A 17,839-nucleotide genomic window follows, 5' to 3' on the forward strand; every position below is an offset into this window, starting at 1 on the left:
CGGCTACCCTCCGCCACGGAATATCCGCACGATGGTGATATCGGCCGCTGTCGTGTTCGATCGATCGAGGGTGGCGTCCCCAGCGGCGCATGAGCAACAACAGGCAGGGTGTGAGGCAACGTGCTTCGGGTGTTCGGACGGCGCAACGTGACCCGGCAAGGGTTCCCAGCATGAGCCGGCCGACTCGCCAGCGGCCGTCCCGGAGCCGCCGGACCCGCGTGATCACCCTGCCCCAGCTGATGTCGACCGCGGTCGAAGCCGATCCGGACGGCATCGCGATCGTGCTCGCGGATGCGACGAGCACCCTCGCGGAGCTGACCTATGCCGAGCTGGACGAGCGGTCCACGCGTCTGGCGCGTCTGCTGATCGCCCGCGGAATCGGCCCGGAAGACCTGGTGGCCGTGGCTTTTCCGCGGTCACTCGAAGCGGTGATCGCGCTGTGGGCGGTCGCCAAGGCGGGTGCGGGATTCGTGCCGGTGGATCCGGACGATCCGGCCCAGCGCATCGCGCACATCGTCGTGGATTCGGGGGTGGTGCTGGGACTGACCGTCGCGGCGACCCGCCCGGCACTGCCCGGCACGACGCCCTGGCTGGCCGTCGATACCGCCGGAATCGCCGTGGAGCTTGAGGAATTCGCCGCCGACCCGGTCACCTACGCCGACCGGCTGCGCCCGCTGCGCGCCGAACATCCGGCCTACGTGGTGTACACCGTCGACGCGATCGGCGCACCGCACGGCGTCGTGGTCACCCAGGCCGGACTGTCGGCGCTGTCCGATGCGCAGCGGGCGCGTTATCAGGCCGACGGCGATTCGCGGACGTTGGCGTTCGCGGCCCCCTCGGACGACGCGTCGGTGCTGGAACTGCTGCTCGCCGTCGGCGGTGCGGCCACGATGGTGGTGGCCGCGCCGACCGTGCGAGGTGGCGACGAACTGGCTCCGCTGCTGCTGCGCGAGGACGTCACACACGCGTATCTGCCGTCCGAGGTGCTGGAATCGTTGGATCCGGCCGGACTGGACGAATTGCGCGTGGTGATCTGCGCGGGCCGGTCGTATCCGCCCGAGCTGGTGGACGACTGGACGCGGCCGATCGGCGCGGGCCCGTTCGGGGCTGCGGTGCGTCGTTTCCTGCACGGATACGGGTCCGCGGAGACCACGGTGCTGACCAATGTCGGTGCGCCGGATTCGCCTGCCGAGGCATCCGGAATCGGTGCGCCGAATCCGGGCGTCACCGAATATGTGCTGGATGAACGGCTTTCGCCGGTTCCGGACGGGGAAACCGGCGAGCTGTACGTCGCCGGTGCGCAGCTGGCGCGCGGATACCTGCGGCGGCCGGCGCAGACCGCGGCGCATTTCGTGGCGAATCCGTTCCTCGGCAAACCCGATGGCGTCGGGCTCTCCGCCGCCGATTCGCGACTGTTCCGCACCGGGGATCTGGTGCGTCGTTCGGCCGATGGCGCTGTCGAGTACGTCGGCCCTGCTGCCCCGGTGGTGACTGCCGGGATCATGCCCGGTGTGCGGGATCGGCTCGAGCGGTCGTCGGTCGAGGGTTCAGCCGATGTGGGTGCCGGGGATGCGGCCCAGCCGGGCGCGGGTGTCTCCGACACGGATTCCGTCGAGGTGCGCTCCGCCGTGCCGACGATCGGTCGGGCGTCGGAGGATTCGGCTGCCGAGTGGGGGCCGGACTTGCGGATCGGTGGCCCGGCGCGCGGCGAACAGGTTGTTGCGGAGACGGATTCGGCTGGTGTGCCCTCAACCGAGATCGATCATTCGCTCGCCGTGTGGGATTCGTCCGGCGCAACGGCTTCGGGTTCGGGTCCGGCGGATGTTTCGGGTGGCGAGCGTGCCGACTCGAATGCGACCGGCGCGTTGGGAAGTGGGTTCGATCCGCTGTCCGCGGAGGAACCGGTGACGCGCTGGGCGGATGTCGACCCGGATGCGGAAGATACTGCGGCGGAGGCGATTTCCGCCGATACTTCCGATGTGCGGCCGAGGGAAGATCGGTCGTTCGATGCGAACGATCTTGTCGGTGGGCGGGAATCGGCGGGGACTGCCGATGCGGGCAGCGAGCAGTCGGTACTCGACGCGGCCGCCGAGCCGGAGTCGGGTCCGGAGGCCGAAACCAGTGCCGTAGCAATTCCGCTCACGGCGATGCCGCGGCCTTCGACCACCGTGGAGTTCGAGGACACGGAGCTGCCGGGGGTGCCGTTGTCGGCGGCGCAGCAGCGGATGTGGGCGATCAACCGGTCGGATCCTGAGACGGCGGCGCACAACGTGTGCTTCGCCGTGCGGATCAGCGCGCGGATCCGGGTGGAGGCGCTGCAGGTTGCGGTGGTCGACGTCATCGAGCGGCACGAGATGCTGCGGACGGCGTATCCGGTGTCGGACGAGCGCGGATATCAGGTCGTGCTGCCGCTGGATCGGGTGCTCGCGGATCTGGCGCCCGAGCCGCTGGAAGAATCCGAGATCGAGGACTGGCTCGGCGAATACGCGCGGATCGCGTTCGATGTGACCACCGAGATTCCGGTTCGGATCGGCATCGCCCAGATCGGCGAGGACGATCATGTGGTCGTCGTCGTGGCGCATCGCATCGCCGCGGACGAGGCCAGTGTGACGCCGTTCCTGCGCGATCTCGCGGTGGCCCTGTTGGGGCGGCGCAATCGGGCCAAACCGTCGTGGGCTCCGCTGCCCGTGCAGTACGCCGACTATGCGTTGTGGCAGCGATCCGTGCTCGGTGATGCGGCGCAACCGGATTCGGTTGCTGCGCAGGAGATCGCTTACTGGCGAACGGCTTTGGCGGGGATCACGGACGGCCCGGACCTACCGGCGGACCGGCCGCGGCCCGCGGTGCCCTCGGGACGCGGTGCGGTATACGCCTTCACGGTGGATCGCGAGGTGCACGCCGGACTCCTGGACCTCGCCTGCACCGCGGGCGGCACGCTGTTCACCGCGCTGCACACGGGATTCGCGGCTCTGATCGCACGGCTGTCGGGTGCGGGCGACATCGTCGTGTGCACAGCGGCTTCGGGCCGCAGGGCGCGTGAACTCGGCAGTGCCATCGGGCTTTTCGAGAATCCGCTGATCCTGCGCGCCCGGCTCGATCCGACCATGTCCTTCGCCGACCTGCTGGCGACGGTGACCAACGACGACCTGGTCGCCTCCGAGCATGCCGAGCTGCCGTTCGGGCTGCTGGCCGAGGCGCTGGGCGAGTCCGCGCGGGTGTATCCGTCGTGGTTGCGGGTCGCGCTGACGGTTCGCGAGCAGGAGGTCTCCCAGGTCAACCTGCCCGGATTGTCCGCTACCGCAGTGGAATTCGACAGCGGTGTCGCGGAGTTCGACCTGCGGCTGAACGTGTTCCCGCGGACGCGGGACGGCGAAGCCGACGGGTTGTCGGCCACGTTCACCTATGCCACCGACCTGTTCGACGAGATCACCGTCGCCGGATTCGCCGAACGTCTCGTCCTGTTGCTCGAGGCGGTCACGGCCGATCCGCGCCGTCCGGTCGGGGATGTGGAGTTGCTGCAGCCCGACGAGCGGATGCGAATCCTGGGCGACTGGAACAACACTCGGTACTCCGTCGAGCCCGGACTGCTGCTGGACGGCTATCGGCGTGCGGTGCGGGAGCATCCCGACGCGATCGCGGTGTCCAGCGCCGAGCTCGAACTGACCTACACCGAATTCGATGTCCGGGTGAATCAGCTTGCGCGCCTGCTGATCTCGCGCGGCGTCGGGCCGGAGACCATGGTGGTACTGGCGATTTCACCATCGTTGGATCTGCTGATCGGGATGTATGCGATCGTCACGGCCGGTGGCGCCTACGTACCGGTGGATCCGGATCATCCGGCCGAGCGGATCGGGTACATCCTCGACACGGTGCGCCCGGTCTGCGTGGTCAGCACCGTCGCGGATTCGGTTCCGGTGCCGCCCGATACGCAGGTTCTGCGGTTGGACACCATGGATCTGAGCGGATTCGACCCGAGTCCGGTCCGGCCCGAAGAGTTGTCGCGTCCACTGCGTCCCGGCCATCCGGCCTATGTCATCTTCACCTCGGGGTCGACCGGGCGTCCGAAGGGCGTGATGGTCTCGCATGCGGCCATCGACCACCAGCTCGCCTGGATGCTCGCGGCCTATCCGCTGGCGAGCGACGACGTGTACCTGCAGAAGACCCCGCCGACCTACGACGCCTCGCTGTGGGGATACTTCCTGCCGCTGCGGGCCGGGGCGCGGCTGCGGTTGGCCGCCGCAGGGCGCACGGATCCGCTGTATCTCGCGGAATCCATCATCGCGCACGGTGTTACGGTCACCGACTTCGTACCCTCGCAGCTCGCGGCATTCGTGGACCGCACCGCGCCGGGCATCTGCCCGACGCTGCGGGAGATCTTCGTGATCGGCGAGGTGCTGCCCGCGTGGACCGTCACGGCGTTCCAGCGGATCAGCGATGCGCGCGTGCACAACCTGTACGGTCCGACCGAGGCCGCGGTCTCGGTGACGTACTGGCCCGCCGGGAGCGCGGACGGGGCGAATGTGCCGATCGGGTTGCCGCAGTGGAACACTCGCGTCTACGTGCTGGACGACCGGTTGCGTCCGGTGCCGGTGGGTGTTCCGGGTGAGCTGTACCTTGCCGGCGCGGCACTGGCCCGCGGCTACGCGAATCGACCCGATCTGACCGCGGATCGGTTCGTGGCCGATCCGTTCTCGGGCCAGGATGCCGGGGGCCGGATGTACCGCACCGGCGATCTGGTCGTGTGGCGCGAGGGTTCGGGTGAACTGCCCGCGCGCCTGGATTTCCTGGGCCGCACCGATTTTCAGATCAACATTCGCGGTCGGCGGATCGAACCCGGCGAAATCGAAGTCGCGCTGCTCGCGCAGTCCTCGGTCGGGGATGCGGTGGTGGTGGCGCGGGACGGTCGGCTCGTCGCCTACGTCGCGCCGCGCGCGGAGAAGCGGATCGTCACCGAGCGGGTGGCGGCCTCGCTGGCGGAAGTCCTTCCGGAGGAGTTCATTCCGGACGTCGTCGTCCCCATGGACGCGCTGCCGCGCACGACCGCGGGTAAACTCGACCGTCGCGCGCTGCCGGATCCCTCGCTCGGTGTCGAGACGTCGTCCTCGCTGAAGGTCGTGCGTGTCGATACCGTCGAGCCGCCACGCACGGGCGATCCCGTTTCCTCATCCCCGGTGCAGAACGAGACGCCGGTGCGCGACGAGCCCGATTCTGCGGCGGAGTCAGGATGGTTGTCCAAGCAGTGGAAGCTCGGTCCGTTGTCGGATCCCGACGCGTCGGCGGGACCGGACTCGACGGAGTCCGAACGGCGCACGCCACTTCCGCGACGCTCACGGGATGCGGCTCGCCGCCGGGCCGAGGTCGGCGAATCGGATACCGCCTCGTCGGAAGCCGCGGCGGTATCTGATTCGAATCAGACTGCACCGCAAGAGGATTCCGACTCCGCGCCGGATGGTTCGGGATCGTCGGAGCTGGGATCCGGAGATGTTCCGGGGTCGAGGTCGCAGGCCGGGTGGTCGCCGCGAGTGGTGCCCTCGGACGAGGCCGGTGCGGCGCGTGATGATCAGGCGGAGTCCGATTCGTCCTCGCGAGCGGAGTCCGGTCGGTTGCCGCGTCGTGCGGCCGGGTGGTCGCCGCGGGTGGTGTCCTCATCGGAGTCCGGCGCCGCGGACGACGGGCAGCCGGAGTCCGATTCGGCACGTTCGGGGTCCGGTAGGGCGTCGCGTCGGGAGGCCGGATGGCTGCCGCGGGTGGTGTCGTCGCCGGAGTCCGATGCGGCCGATGACGATCTGGCCGAGTCCGACCCGGGCGACCAGGAATGGGCGTCCGAGGAGTCGACGGCGGACGCGGAGCCGGATTCGCCGAAACTGCAGTCCGGGCTGTCCTCGCTGCGGGCGGGGTTCGATCGTGGATTGCGTTCGGGTGCAGGAGGGTCGCCGACTGAGTCGTCGTCGGAGTCCGGTGCGGAACAGCCCGCGCAGTCACCAGGGCTGCCGAGTCTTCCGCTGCGGCGGTCCGACCGCGAGACGGATTCGAATTCGGCACCGGAGTGGTTGTCGGACAACGATTCTCAGGCCGAGCCTCGAACGATGCTGCTGCCTCGCCCGTCGGTGCCGCAGGGCCCGGAATCGGACGAGGCTGCGGACGTCGCTGTCGCGGCGGATGTCGAACCGGTGCCGCTCTCGCCCGCGCAGGAGTGGCTGTGGGCGCTCAATCAGGCGGAACACGATGCGGGAGGGCCTGTTCCGGCGGCTTACCACCTGCCGTTCGCCCTGCGGCTGACCGGCAGCCTGGATGTGGAATCGCTGGGTGTGGCGCTGGACGACGTGATCGCCCGGCACGAGGTGCTGCGCACGGTATATCCGGCTGCGGCAGAAGCGGATTCGGTTGCGGTGCAGCAGGTGCTGTCCGCCGCGCCGCGCCCTGCGCTGGCAGCGCAACGGATCGGCGCGGCCGAGGTCGAGGCGGCGGTGCGGGAACTCGCGGCCGCGCCGTTCGACGTGACCACCGAACTGCCGCTGCGGGTGCAGTTGTTCGAAATCTCCGATCTGGCGCCGGGTTCGCGCCGGGAATACGTGCTCGCTGTCGTCGTGCACCGCATTGCGGCGGACAACTCCGCGCTGGGCCCGATCGTCGGCGATCTGATGGTCGCCTATGCGGCGCGGACCGCGAACCATTCGCCGCGGTGGGCGCCATTGTCGGCGCAGTACGCGGATTACGTGCGCTGGCAGCGCACCGTGCTCGGCGCGGAATCGGATCCGGAATCGGTTGCCGCCCAGCAGATCGCTTACTGGCGCGGTGAACTCGCGGGGCTGCCCGAGGTACTCGATCTGCCCGGCGGTGGCCCCCGTCCGGCGGTGGCGTCGATGGCCGGCGCGTGGACCGGCGTCCACATCGATGCCGCCACACACACCGCCCTGCTGGAACTCGCGCACACCCATGCGACGACTCTGTCCACCGTCCTGCAGACCGCCGTCGCGGCCTTCCTGGCCCGTCTGTCGAACGGTGACGACATCGCGATCGGCACTCCGGTCCCGGGTCGTGCCGCGGGCGAGTTCGAGGATCTGATCGGCACATTCGTCAATACGGTTGTGCTGCGCACCCGCCTGGATCCCGCGGAGTCGTTCAGTGACTTGCTGATTCGCCAGCGAGACAGCCGCGAGCAGGCGTTCGCGCATGCGGACCTGCCGTTCGCGAGCCTGGTGGAGGCGCTCGGTCTCGGCCGTTCCACCGCCCACAACCCCCTGTTCCAGGTGGGCGTGTCGGTGCAGACCCCTGCGCGTATCACGATGGATCTGCCCGGTCTGACGGTCGAGGACATCGACACCGAGCTGGAGGTCGCACCGGTAGACCTGAGCCTGACCGTCACCGAAACCTACGACTCGGACGGCAACCCGTCCGGTATCGACGGCAGAATCGCTTACGCCACAGACATTTTCGACCGCACTGCGGCCGAAGACCTGACCGCCGGTCTGGCCGACCTCCTGACCACCCTGGTCAGCGATCCCGCCCAACCCCTGGGCGCCATCGGCATCGGCGCTCCCGAACTATCCACCCGCTCCGACGACGCGACAGCAGACAGCACTGAAACTGCTGCTGCCCTGACGATCTCGGCTCCGCAACCAGTGAACGCCGACCACCCGGCCGTACTCGGCGCAACTTCTGATGCATCAGCAGCCGACGACTTCGACACAGCCGCTCAGGATTCCGGGCCGGCTCATCGGGATGTCGAGTCTGCCGATTCGATCGCCTCGCTGCCGCCGTTGACTCGGCGTCGGGGGTCTCGCGCCGCAGCGGAGGTATCCGACGAGTGGCGTGAGGCTGGTGAATCGCAATCTACTGGTGATGTCGTTGGTGACAACGATGCCGAGGTTTCTGGCCGTGCTCATCGGGATGTCGAGTCTGCCGATCCGATCGCCGCGCTGCCGCCGCTGGCTCGGCGTCGGGGGTCCGGCGCTGCCGCAGAGGGCCCCGAGAATTCGCGTGCGGCCGGTGAATGGCAGTCGCCCGGTGGTGGTGTCGGTGAGGACGGTAGCGAGGTTTCCGGGCGAGCCGGCCGGGACGCCGAGTCCGTCGACGCACTTTCCGCGCTGCCGCGGTTGGCTCGGCGTCGCGGGTCCAGCTTCGCACCAGAGAAGGCCGAGGAGCGGCGTGGCACCGGCGAGCCGCAATCGCCTGGTGATGTCGGTGATGAGAATGACGCCGAGGTCTCCGGACGGGTACCGGAACGTCCGCGGGGATTCGTGGCGGACGAGGTCGAGACCGGTGGTTCTGACAACGATCGGAGTGACACCAAGGTGGCCAGAGGCTCGGTGTTCGGTTTGCACAGCCTGCGACGGGCACCAGCGTCGGCCGAGGAGACCGAGCTTGCGAACCAGGCGGGATCCGACCCCCTGGATTCCGTGGACCGGCCTGTGGATGAATTCCAGGGCGACGATTCCGCCAACGGGCGTTGGGGTTCCGCGCTCGGTTCCCAGGGCAGCGAGGTCGACGCGAGCGATGCCGTCGCCTCGGCAAGTGGACGAGACAGTGCCGGTTGGGACTCCGGGTACGGAAATGATGCCTACGAGGATTCGGCCGATCACCGGAGCTTGGATGCCGGGTGGCGTAGTGATTCCGAGGCTTCCGAGGATGCGGGTTCCGGTGATGGGCCGACCCTGGTCTCGCTGCTGGAAGAGGCGGCCGAAGCCGGGCCCGAGGGCGTGGGAATCATTGCCTCTGCCGCGGAGAGCGGAAGTGGGGCAACGGAGTTCACGCTCGGGCAGTTGGATGCGTGGGCCAACCGGCTGGCGCGGTATCTGATTTCACTCGGGGTCGGGCGCGGATCGGTTGTGGCGCTTGCTGTTCGGCGATCGGTGGATCTCGGTGTGGCCGTGTACGCGGTCGCGAAGGCCGGGGGTGCGGCGCTGCCCATCGATCCGGAGGGGGCGGTGGAACGCAACCGGGAGATTCTCGCGGGAGCGGGGCCGGTCTGTGTGCTGGCCGATGCGGAGTATCCCTTCGTGGCGTCGAATCGTTCCGGTGGGGACGGGAGTTTCGACGCGCCGACCGAACTGCTCACCCCGATCGGACGCACGCCCGCGCACCGGCCCGCCACGGGTGGGCAGCCGATGGTCGTGCGGATCGACCGACTGAATCTGGAGGGCATTCCGACTCACCGGCTCGCGGATGCGGAACGGATCGAACCGCTGCGCGCCGCACATCCGGCATGGATCATCCAGTCCGCCGGGGCCGAGCGGGTGGTCGTCTCACACGCCGGTGCCGTGGGACAATTGACCGGCAGCACATCCGAATTCGGCTTGGATGCCGACGGCCGCGCGCTCCTGGCGACGGCTGCGACATCCGATCTGGCGGTGTGGGAATTCTGGTCGGTCGCGCTGGGCACGCCGGTTCAGCTGGGTGAGCAGGCCGCCCGGCCGCGCACCATCCCGGAACTCATGACCTCCGCCGTGGCCACCAATCCGAACGGTCCGGCGGTGGTGTTCCGGGGTCGCAGTTTCACCTACCTCCAGCTCGATCGCGCATCGTCCAAGCTGGCCAGGCGCCTGGTTCAGCTCGGTGCGGGACCGGAGAAGCCGGTGGCCGTGGCGATTCCGCGCTCGCTCGAGGCATTGGTGACCCTGTGGTCGGTTGCCAAGACCGGCGCGGCGGTGGTGCCGGTCGAGCCGAGTCTGCCCGGTGACCGGATCACCGATCTGGTGTCGGATTCCGGTGCGATCCTGGGCGTGACGGTTCGCGCTGCCATCGCGGGCCTGCCGCAGATCGATGGCGAATGGCTGGTTCTGGACCACCCGAACTTCGCTGCGGAGGTGGATTCACAAGCGGGCGAGCCGATTTCGGATGCCGAGCGGATCACCGCCTTGCTGCCGGACGACGGCGCGTACGTGCTGTACGGGTCGGCCGACATCGATCACAGCCAGGGCATCGTGGTGGCCCACGAGGATCTGGCCGATCTGGCCGAACAGGCGAGTCACTATCGGCTGCACCGTGATTCACGCGTGCTGGCCCTGGCGGCGCCGTCCTCGGACGAGGCCGTGCTCGAACTGGTCCTGGCCCTCGGCGCGGCCGCGGCGCTGGTCGTGGCCCCCGCGACCATCGGCGGCGGCCCGGAGCTGGCGCGGCTGATCCGCTCCGAACGGGTGACGCACGCGTTCCTGCCCGAGGCGGCACTGCGCACGGTGGACCCCGCATCCCTGGACGGTGTGGAGGTCGTGGTGACCGATCGCGCCGTGGCAGAAGAGTATTCGGCGGCGGACGGGTCGTGGCACGCCGAGCAGGCCGGATATTCCGAGCAGGACGACTATTCCGCGCAGGGCGGGTACTCGGAAGAGGCGCAGTACGCGGCACAGGAGTACTCGGAGCAGACGGCGTACGCGGAACAGGCTGAGTACCACGGGTTGCCTGAGCAGCTGGAACAGCCCGGATACACCGAACACGCCGAGTACGCCGACCAGTCGGAGCAACTCGAACACGCGGGATATTCGGAGCAGGCCGGGTACTCGCAGGAGGCCGAGTATTCGGAGCAGACCGCGTACTCGTGGGAAGCCGAGCATTCGGAACAGGCCGGATACTCGCAAGAGGGCGGATACTCCCAGGAGGCCGACTACTCCGAGCAGGCCGAATACTCCGAATATCGCGAATACCCGGAACAGCCTGAGCAGTCCGAGTACGCAGAGCACCCCGCACCGGCCGATCGCCCGATGACCCCTGCGGAACGAATCATCGCCGAGGCCCGCGCGAGCGCCCCGCCTCCGGAGGAATTCGACAGCGCCACAGCCTTGTCCGCGCCGGCGCACACCTCGCCCCGACGAGCGCTCCCGAACCGCAGCACCTCTGCGCCCGCCCTCCCGCGGCGCGGCGCGCGTGCGGCCGAGCCCGCCGAACCGGATGCGGTCGCCGAGTCGATGCCATCGACCTCCGAAACCGAACCGGACGACCACGGTTCGCTCCCGCTGCCACCGCGAGCGGTCCGGCTGCTGGAGATCGACCCGTCCGGCCGGGAGAGCCGCGCCATCGCCCTGGACATTCCGGCCGGGGTGCCCACCGAGAACATCCGCGCCGCCGTGCGGACGCTCCTGGAGCGGCATCCGCTGCTGTCAGCACGTCTCGCGGTGCCGGGCCGGTCCGGTGACGACCCGTTGCGCGCGTGGTCGCCCGTCTTCGCGGGGTCGGCCCGCGAGGCTCGGCTGGTACTCGCCCAGACGCCTCCCGACATCTCACCGCGCCGGTTCGTCCACTCGGAGGGCGTCGCGGAGATGGCGGTGCGCACGCTGGCCGTGGAGCTGGATCCCGGCCAGGGCCGCAATATCGGCTTCGGCCTGATCGACCCGCCGGAATCCGCTGAACCGCAAGATGATTCGCGCACCCTCGTGGTGGCGGCCAATGGTTTGGTCGTGGACGACGCCTCGTGGCGGATCATCATCGAGGAACTGTCCCAGGCATGGTCGGGCGGTCACACCGTGCTCGGCGACTCCGCGCCGGCCGCACCCGACGCGGTCGCGCAGGCACTCGCCCGGCCCGCGGCCGACGATTCGGTGCGTCACGAGGTGTCCTGGTGGCGGCGCGCACTGGCCGACCTGCCCGCCGAAAGTGCTTTGGATGGTGTGGATCTCACCGCTCGCGGCCGGGTGTCGCTGGTGATCACCGCGGAGGGTGCGGCGGCGGTGGCATCGGTGGCGGCCTCGTATCACACGGACGTCGAGGACGTTCTGCTCACGGCGCTGGCACTGGCGATGGTGCCGGATACCCGCGCGGCCGAGATCCTCGGCCCGGTGGTGCAGCTGACCGTGGACGGCCGAGCGCTCGGGGGAGGTGAATCCGCCGGTGCGGTGGGCGGTTTCACCGCGACCTACCCGTTGGTGCCGAACGTCGAGGGCATCGACCCGGACGACGCCCTGCGCGGCGGTGCCTCGGCCGGTGCGGCCATCTCCCGGGTGAAGGAGCAGCGTCGCACGGTGCCCGCAGGCGGTGCGCAGTACGGCCTGCTGCGTTACCTCGACCCGGCCACTTCCCCGGAGATGTCGGCACTCGCCCACGGCCGCACGGCATTCCGCTATCGCGACCTGCGACCTGCGCGCCCTTACCCGGACACTCCGGCCGCCGATCTGTTCCTCGATATCACCGTGGACGCGACCGCGGAGGGCTTCCGGGCCCGATTCGATTACGCGTCCGCGGTTCTGGAGGCGGACGAGGTCAAAGAGCTGGCCGGACACTGGGTTCGGTCGCTGGGCGGCCTCGCCGAGCACGGAACCCGGCCGGAGGCGGGCGGTTTCACCCCCTCGGACTTCCCGATGGTGCCGCTGACCCAGGACGATATCGACCGGCTCCGGCACGACAACCCGGATCTCGCCGAGATCTGGCCGGTCGCGCCCGGGCAGATGGGCCTGCTCGCGACCGCGCACAGCACCGGCGCCGCGCAATTCGCCGTGGATCTGCGCGGCCCGCTCGACGACCGGCGACTGCGCCTGTCCGCGCAGGCCGTACTCGACCGGCACGACGGGCTGCGCGTGGCCTTCGGGGACCGGTCGTACGGATCGGTTCAGGTGATTTCGGATCCCGTCGACATCTCTTGGCGAACAGTCGATTTCACCGATCTGGCGGCGGCCGACGCGCGGGTGGAGGTCGAGCGCTATCAGGCCGCGGATCGACTCGCGCCGTTCGATCCGCAGTACGCGCCTCTGCTCCGGATCGCATTGCTGAAATCGGCGAGCGGCACGCATCGGATCCTGCTCACCGCACATCCGCTGCTGCTCGACGATCGATCGTTGCGGCTGGTCATGCGCGATCTGCTGACCGTCTACGCGCGCGGTCCGCGCTCGCGGCAGCTGCCCGCGGTCCATCCGTATCGTGCCTACCCGATGTGGCTGGCCGAGCAGAACGGCGCCGCGGCGCGGGCGGTCTGGCGGGAGGCGTTGTCCGGATATCACACACCGGCGCTGTTCGCACACGGCGACGGCGATCGCGAAACCTCCTCGGCCACTGCGGAAGTCAGCGTGGAGCTGCTGCCCGCCGACGCCGTGGAACTGAGCGGTCTGGCCACCCGCCTGGGCGTGACGGTGCAGATGGTGGTGCAGGCGGCCTGGGGTCTGCTGCTCGGGCGATTCGCCGATCGCGACGATGTGGTGTTCGGCGTCGTCGCCCCTGGACGTTCCCCACAGGTGCCGCACATCGACACGCTGGTGGGCCGGTTCGGCGGCATCGTTCCGGTGCGGGTGCGCCCGGAGCCGGACGAATCTCTGGAAGAACTGCTGCTGCGGATCCGGTCGGAGTGGTCGGCCCGCCCCGGGCACTACTGCCCGAGTCAGGCCGATATGGCCCGGTCCCTCGGTGTGGATCGGCTGCTGGATTCGGTGGTGATGTTCCGCGACGACGCCGCCGACCTGGCCGAACTGTCCGGAATCATCGACGGCATCCGCATCGCCGGTGTCGATTCGGCGCCCGCGTTCGCCGATCGGGTCGCGGTGGCCGTGGTGCTGAACGGGCCGATCCGGTTGTCGCTACGCTATCTGACCGAAGAGATCAGCGAATCTGTAGCGAATGTCCTGTCCTACGGGCTGGCATCGGTGATCCGGCAGATCGCGGCAGCGCCGCACACTCTGATCGCGGATCTGGACCTGCACATCGAGCCCGCGCCGAGCGATGCCGGGGTGGGCCGATAATGTCCCGCAACCTCGACCGGATGCGCCGCGGGGCTGAAATCTCTTCGGACAGCGGCGATCCGGGATGATGTGGCGGCCGCTGGTGACGTATCGTCGGGCGGGATGTCGCACGGCCCGCGGGGGAGTCGGCGCACCGGTTCCGACCGGACTGCTGGAAATTCGAACCGATAGTGAAGGTGTGCACAAGTGATTCGTCGACACGTCCGGCGTGGCCTGCGAGCCGCCGCCGTCCTGGCGGCCACGGGAGTTCTCGCCGGAGTTCTGACCGGGGTCGGTGCGACGACCGCCTCGGCCGACGATCCGATCATCGCGTCCAAGGCCCTGCTGGCCGATCCGAAGGCGCCCGACGGCTCGCACATCACCCGGGCCACCTACACCGACAACCGCAACATCCGCCTGTACGTGTATTCGGCGGCGATGGACGAGACCTATCCGGTGGACGTGCAGCGTCCCGCCGACGCGTCCAAGGCGCGGCCGACGCTGTATCTGCTCAACGGTGCGGGCGGCGGTGAGGACGACGCGTCGTGGGTGAAGAAGACCGATATCGTCAAGGGCTTCCTGAGCGACAAGAACGTCAACGTGGTCCAGCCCATCGGCGGTAAGTGGAGCTATTACACCGACTGGATCAAGGATGATCCGGTATTGGGCCGCAACAAGTGGAAGACCTTCTTCACCCAGGAGCTGCCGCCGCTGATCAACGCGGCGCTGGGCACCAACGGCGTGAATGCCATTGCGGGCCTGTCCACTTCGGGTACCAGTGTGCTGAATCTGGCGATCGCCAAGCCGGGTCTGTACAAGTCCGTCGCCGCGTATTCCGGGTGCGCGCAGACCGCCGATCCGGTCGGCCGCGAGTTCGTCAAGCTCACCGTGAACGTCTGGGGCGGTGGCGATGTGCTGAACATGTACGGCCCCGACGGTGCGCCGGCCTGGGCCGAGAACGATCCGTATGTGCACGCGGACAAGTTGCGCGGGATGAACCTCTACATCTCCTCCGGGAACGGCCTGCCGGGCGTCTACGACACGATGAACAACAAGTACGCCTTGCCCGGCGCGTACGGCCTGGCCAACCAGTTGCTGATCGGCGGCGTCATCGAGGCCGGGGTCAACTACTGCTCGCACAATCTGCAGAACAGGCTGAACTCCCTGCACATCCCGGCGACCTACAACTTCCGCAACTCCGGCACGCATTCCTGGGGTTACTGGCATGACGATTTCCTGAGTTCCTGGCCGGTTCTGGCCAAGGGTCTCGGGGTGTAGCAGTCCGGATCGTCACATTTTCGGCTCCCCTATGGAGAAAAGTTCGGGTACCCGTAAACTGGGTGGATGAGCATCGCGATCGCCACGCCGGCTGCCGCGTTCCGGCGGGCCCGGTCCGCGTCGCTGCTGCTCGGGCCCGCGTTCGTCGCGGCGATCGCCTATGTGGATCCCGGGAATGTGGCCGCCAACGTCAGCGCGGGTGCGCAGTACGGGTACCTGCTGGTGTGGGTGGTCGTGCTGGCCAACCTGATGGCCGCGCTCGTGCAATATCTCTCGGCGAAGCTCGGCGTGGTCACCGGACGTTCGCTGCCGGAACTGGTGCGTGCGGCCGCTGGGCCGCGGAGCAGGCTCGGATATTGGGCGCAGGCCGAATTGGCCGCGATGGCAACCGATCTCGCCGAGGTGGTGGGCGGCGCGATCGCGCTGCAACTGCTGTTCGGGCTGCCGCTGCTACTGGGCGGGTTGATCACCGGCGTGGTCTCGATGCTGCTGCTGACGGTGCAGAACCGGCACGGGCAGCAGCGGTTCGAGCGGGTGATCGTCGGGTTGCTGGCGATCATCTCGATCGGATTCGTGGCGAGTCTGGTGATCTCGCCGCCGTCGGTCGCGCAGACCGCCGGCGGGCTGGTGCCGCGCTTCCAGGACACCAACAGTGTGCTGCTGGCCGCGGCCATGATCGGCGCGACGGTCATGCCGCACGTGATCTACCTGCATTCGGGGATGTCGCGTGATCGGCACGGCCACAGCGAGCCCGGTCCGGCTCGCACCCGGCTGCTGCGCGCGAACCGGTGGGACGTCGGCATCGCGATGCTTATCGCGGGTGTGGTGAATCTGGCCATGCTGCTGATGGCCGCGCACACCTTCGCCGGACATGCCGAGGTCTCGACCATCCAGGACGCGTACCACGCGGTCCATCACTCGCTGGGGGCGTTCGCGGCGCTGCTGCTCGCGGTCGGCCTGCTCGCCTCGGGCCTCGCCTCGACCTCGGTCGGCGCCTACGCGGGCGCGATGATCATGGACGGACTGCTGCGCCGCCGCGTCCCGCTGCTGGCGCGGCGCACGGTCACCCTCGTGCCCGCGCTGATCATCCTCGCCGCCGGAGTCGATCCGACGCGGGCGCTGATCGTCTCGCAGGTGGTGCTCTCGTTCGGAATACCGTTCGCACTCATCCCATTGGTGCGTCTGACCGCGAACCGCACACTGATGGGCGTCGACGTCAACCACCGGGTCACCACCGCGCTGGCCTGGCTCATCGCGGTCCTGATCACCGCCCTCAACCTGTTCCTCATCTACCTCACCGTCACCGGCGGGGGAGCGTAGGCCCGGCTGTCAGCATCCCGCGGATGCGACGCAAGCTCATGCTCACCGGCGCAATCGTGCTGGTCGTGCTGTTGGCCGCTGGTACCGGTCTGTACGTGCTGATGAACTCCCGCACGTACCAGGTGGCCGGACGACTGGTGCATCGGGTGGATACCGCTGACAAGGTGGTCGCGCTGACTCTCGACGACGGGCCGTCCGATCGCACCCCCGAGATCCTCGCAACGCTCGCCGCCGCGGGCATCCACGCCACCTTCTACCTGATCGGCGACCAGATCGCCGCACACCCCGACCGGGCTGCCGCGATCGCCCGCGCAGGCCACGAAATCGGCAACCACACCTATCACCACCAGCGGATGGTGCTCATCACCCCCGAGACCGCGCGTGCCGAGGTAGAGCGCACCGACACACAGATCCGGAACATCGGCTACCCGGGCCCGATCACCTTCCGCCCGCCCAACGGCAAGAAGCTGTTCGCACTGCCGCTGTACCTGTCGCGGCACAACCGGATCACCGTGACCTGGGATGTCGAACCCGATTCCGGCAAACATCCGACCACCGACGAGATCGTCGCGGAAACGGTGTCGAAGTCCCGCCCCGGATCGATCATCCTGCTGCACGCGATGTATCCGTCGGGCGCGTCGTCACTGGCCGCGATTCCCCGGATCGTCGGTGAATTGCGCGGTCGCGGCTACCGATTCGTCACCGTCTCCGAGTTGATTCGACACTGAACTCCCGCACACGCGGGCGGCACGGTGCTCAGCCGCTGGATTCCGCGGCCCGGCGATACCCCCGAATGGCCGGGTAGGCGAACACGACGATCGCGCCGAGCGTCCAGGCGAGCGTTTTGAGCAGCGGCACGGTGACCGCGCCGTCCCAGGCCAGGCCGCGCATGGCATCGATGGCGGTACTCATCGGCTGATTCGCCACCGTGGACTGCATCCAGGTGGGGTAGACCGTGGTGGGCACGAATCCGGAGTTGAAGAACATCAGCAGGGTGTTCACGATCGCGACGATGTTCACCAGCATCACCCCGCCCGACACCGTGGCCAGCGCGGTCACCAGCACCGCGAACGCCACGCCGAACAGGACCGGGATGGCGATCATCGCCAGCGCGGCCAGCGGGCCGTTCCAGAACCGGAAACCGATGCAGAACCCGACCACGATCACGAACAACGTGGTGATCAGCACCCGGATCGCCTCGGCCAGCAGACGTCCGGTGAGTCCGGCCGCCCGGTGCACCGGCATCGTCCACAGCCGGCCCAGCAGCCCGGTGTACTGCTCGTTCTTGAACCCCAGCGCGCTGACCACCGCACCCGACATCGCCGCGACCAGCGTGATCATCGGCACGGTCCCGTACTCGCTGGGCATACCGGTGGCGGCGGTGATCGAATCGCCCAGCACGACGCGCAGCATCAGCAGCGTCAGGGCGGGATAGATCAGCGTCTGGATGGTCGTCGCCGGATCGCGCAGCCACACCAGCAGCAGCCGTTTGCACTGAATCAGGCTGTGCTGCACCCACGCTCCGAACGCGCGCTCGGATTGCGGTGGCACGATCGGCAGCGGGGCCTGCTCGCCGGAGGTCTGCGCGGACTCCATCACAACAACGC

5 protein-coding genes are annotated in these 17,839 nt (G+C 68.7%); 4 read left to right on the forward strand and 1 reads right to left on the reverse strand.

Annotated features, from left to right (window positions below):
• Nucleotides 1-170: 170 nt before the first annotated feature.
• The 4 genes from ON40_RS54305 (at nucleotide 171) to ON40_RS03485 (ending at nucleotide 16,960) form a co-directional block, all read left to right on the forward strand.
• Nucleotides 171-13,655, forward strand: coding sequence for an amino acid adenylation domain-containing protein (locus ON40_RS54305; protein WP_245567645.1), 13,485 nt, complete (start codon nucleotides 171-173; stop codon nucleotides 13,653-13,655).
• A 261-nt stretch (nucleotides 13,656-13,916) separates the two neighbouring features.
• Nucleotides 13,917-14,912, forward strand: a complete 996-nt coding sequence (locus ON40_RS03475; protein WP_083895398.1) for an alpha/beta hydrolase — start codon at nucleotides 13,917-13,919, stop codon at nucleotides 14,910-14,912.
• Between the two features lie 66 nt (nucleotides 14,913-14,978).
• Nucleotides 14,979-16,232 (forward strand): Nramp family divalent metal transporter, encoded by a 1,254-nt coding sequence (locus ON40_RS03480; RefSeq protein WP_051192638.1) that lies wholly within the window; start codon nucleotides 14,979-14,981, stop codon nucleotides 16,230-16,232.
• 23 nt (nucleotides 16,233-16,255) lie between these two features.
• A complete protein-coding gene (locus ON40_RS03485; RefSeq protein WP_040818401.1) occupies nucleotides 16,256-16,960 on the forward strand; it encodes a polysaccharide deacetylase family protein in 705 nt (234 codons plus the stop codon).
• 28 nt (nucleotides 16,961-16,988) lie between these two features.
• On the opposite strand, the gene ON40_RS03490 is transcribed toward ON40_RS03485, so the two are convergent.
• On the reverse strand, nucleotides 16,989-17,828 hold the full coding sequence (locus ON40_RS03490) for an ABC transporter permease (RefSeq protein WP_373281846.1): 840 nt from the start codon (nucleotides 17,826-17,828) through the stop codon (nucleotides 16,989-16,991).
• Between the last annotated feature and the right edge of the window lie 11 nt (nucleotides 17,829-17,839).

Source organism: Nocardia jiangxiensis NBRC 101359, assembly GCF_000308615.1.
In the GTDB taxonomy this organism is placed as follows: Bacteria; Actinomycetota; Actinomycetes; order Mycobacteriales; family Mycobacteriaceae; genus Nocardia; species Nocardia jiangxiensis.

Excerpts from the sequence above, each read along its gene's own strand:
- ON40_RS54305 (WP_245567645.1), top strand. The coding sequence starts at position 171 with ATGAGCCGGCCGACTCGCCAGCGGCCGTCCCGGAGCCGCCGGACCCGC.
- ON40_RS03480 (WP_051192638.1), top strand. The coding sequence starts at position 14,979 with ATGAGCATCGCGATCGCCACGCCGGCTGCCGCGTTCCGGCGGGCCCGG.
- ON40_RS03485 (WP_040818401.1), top strand. The coding sequence starts at position 16,256 with ATGCGACGCAAGCTCATGCTCACCGGCGCAATCGTGCTGGTCGTGCTG.
- ON40_RS03490 (WP_373281846.1), bottom strand. The coding sequence starts at position 17,828 with ATGGAGTCCGCGCAGACCTCCGGCGAGCAGGCCCCGCTGCCGATCGTG.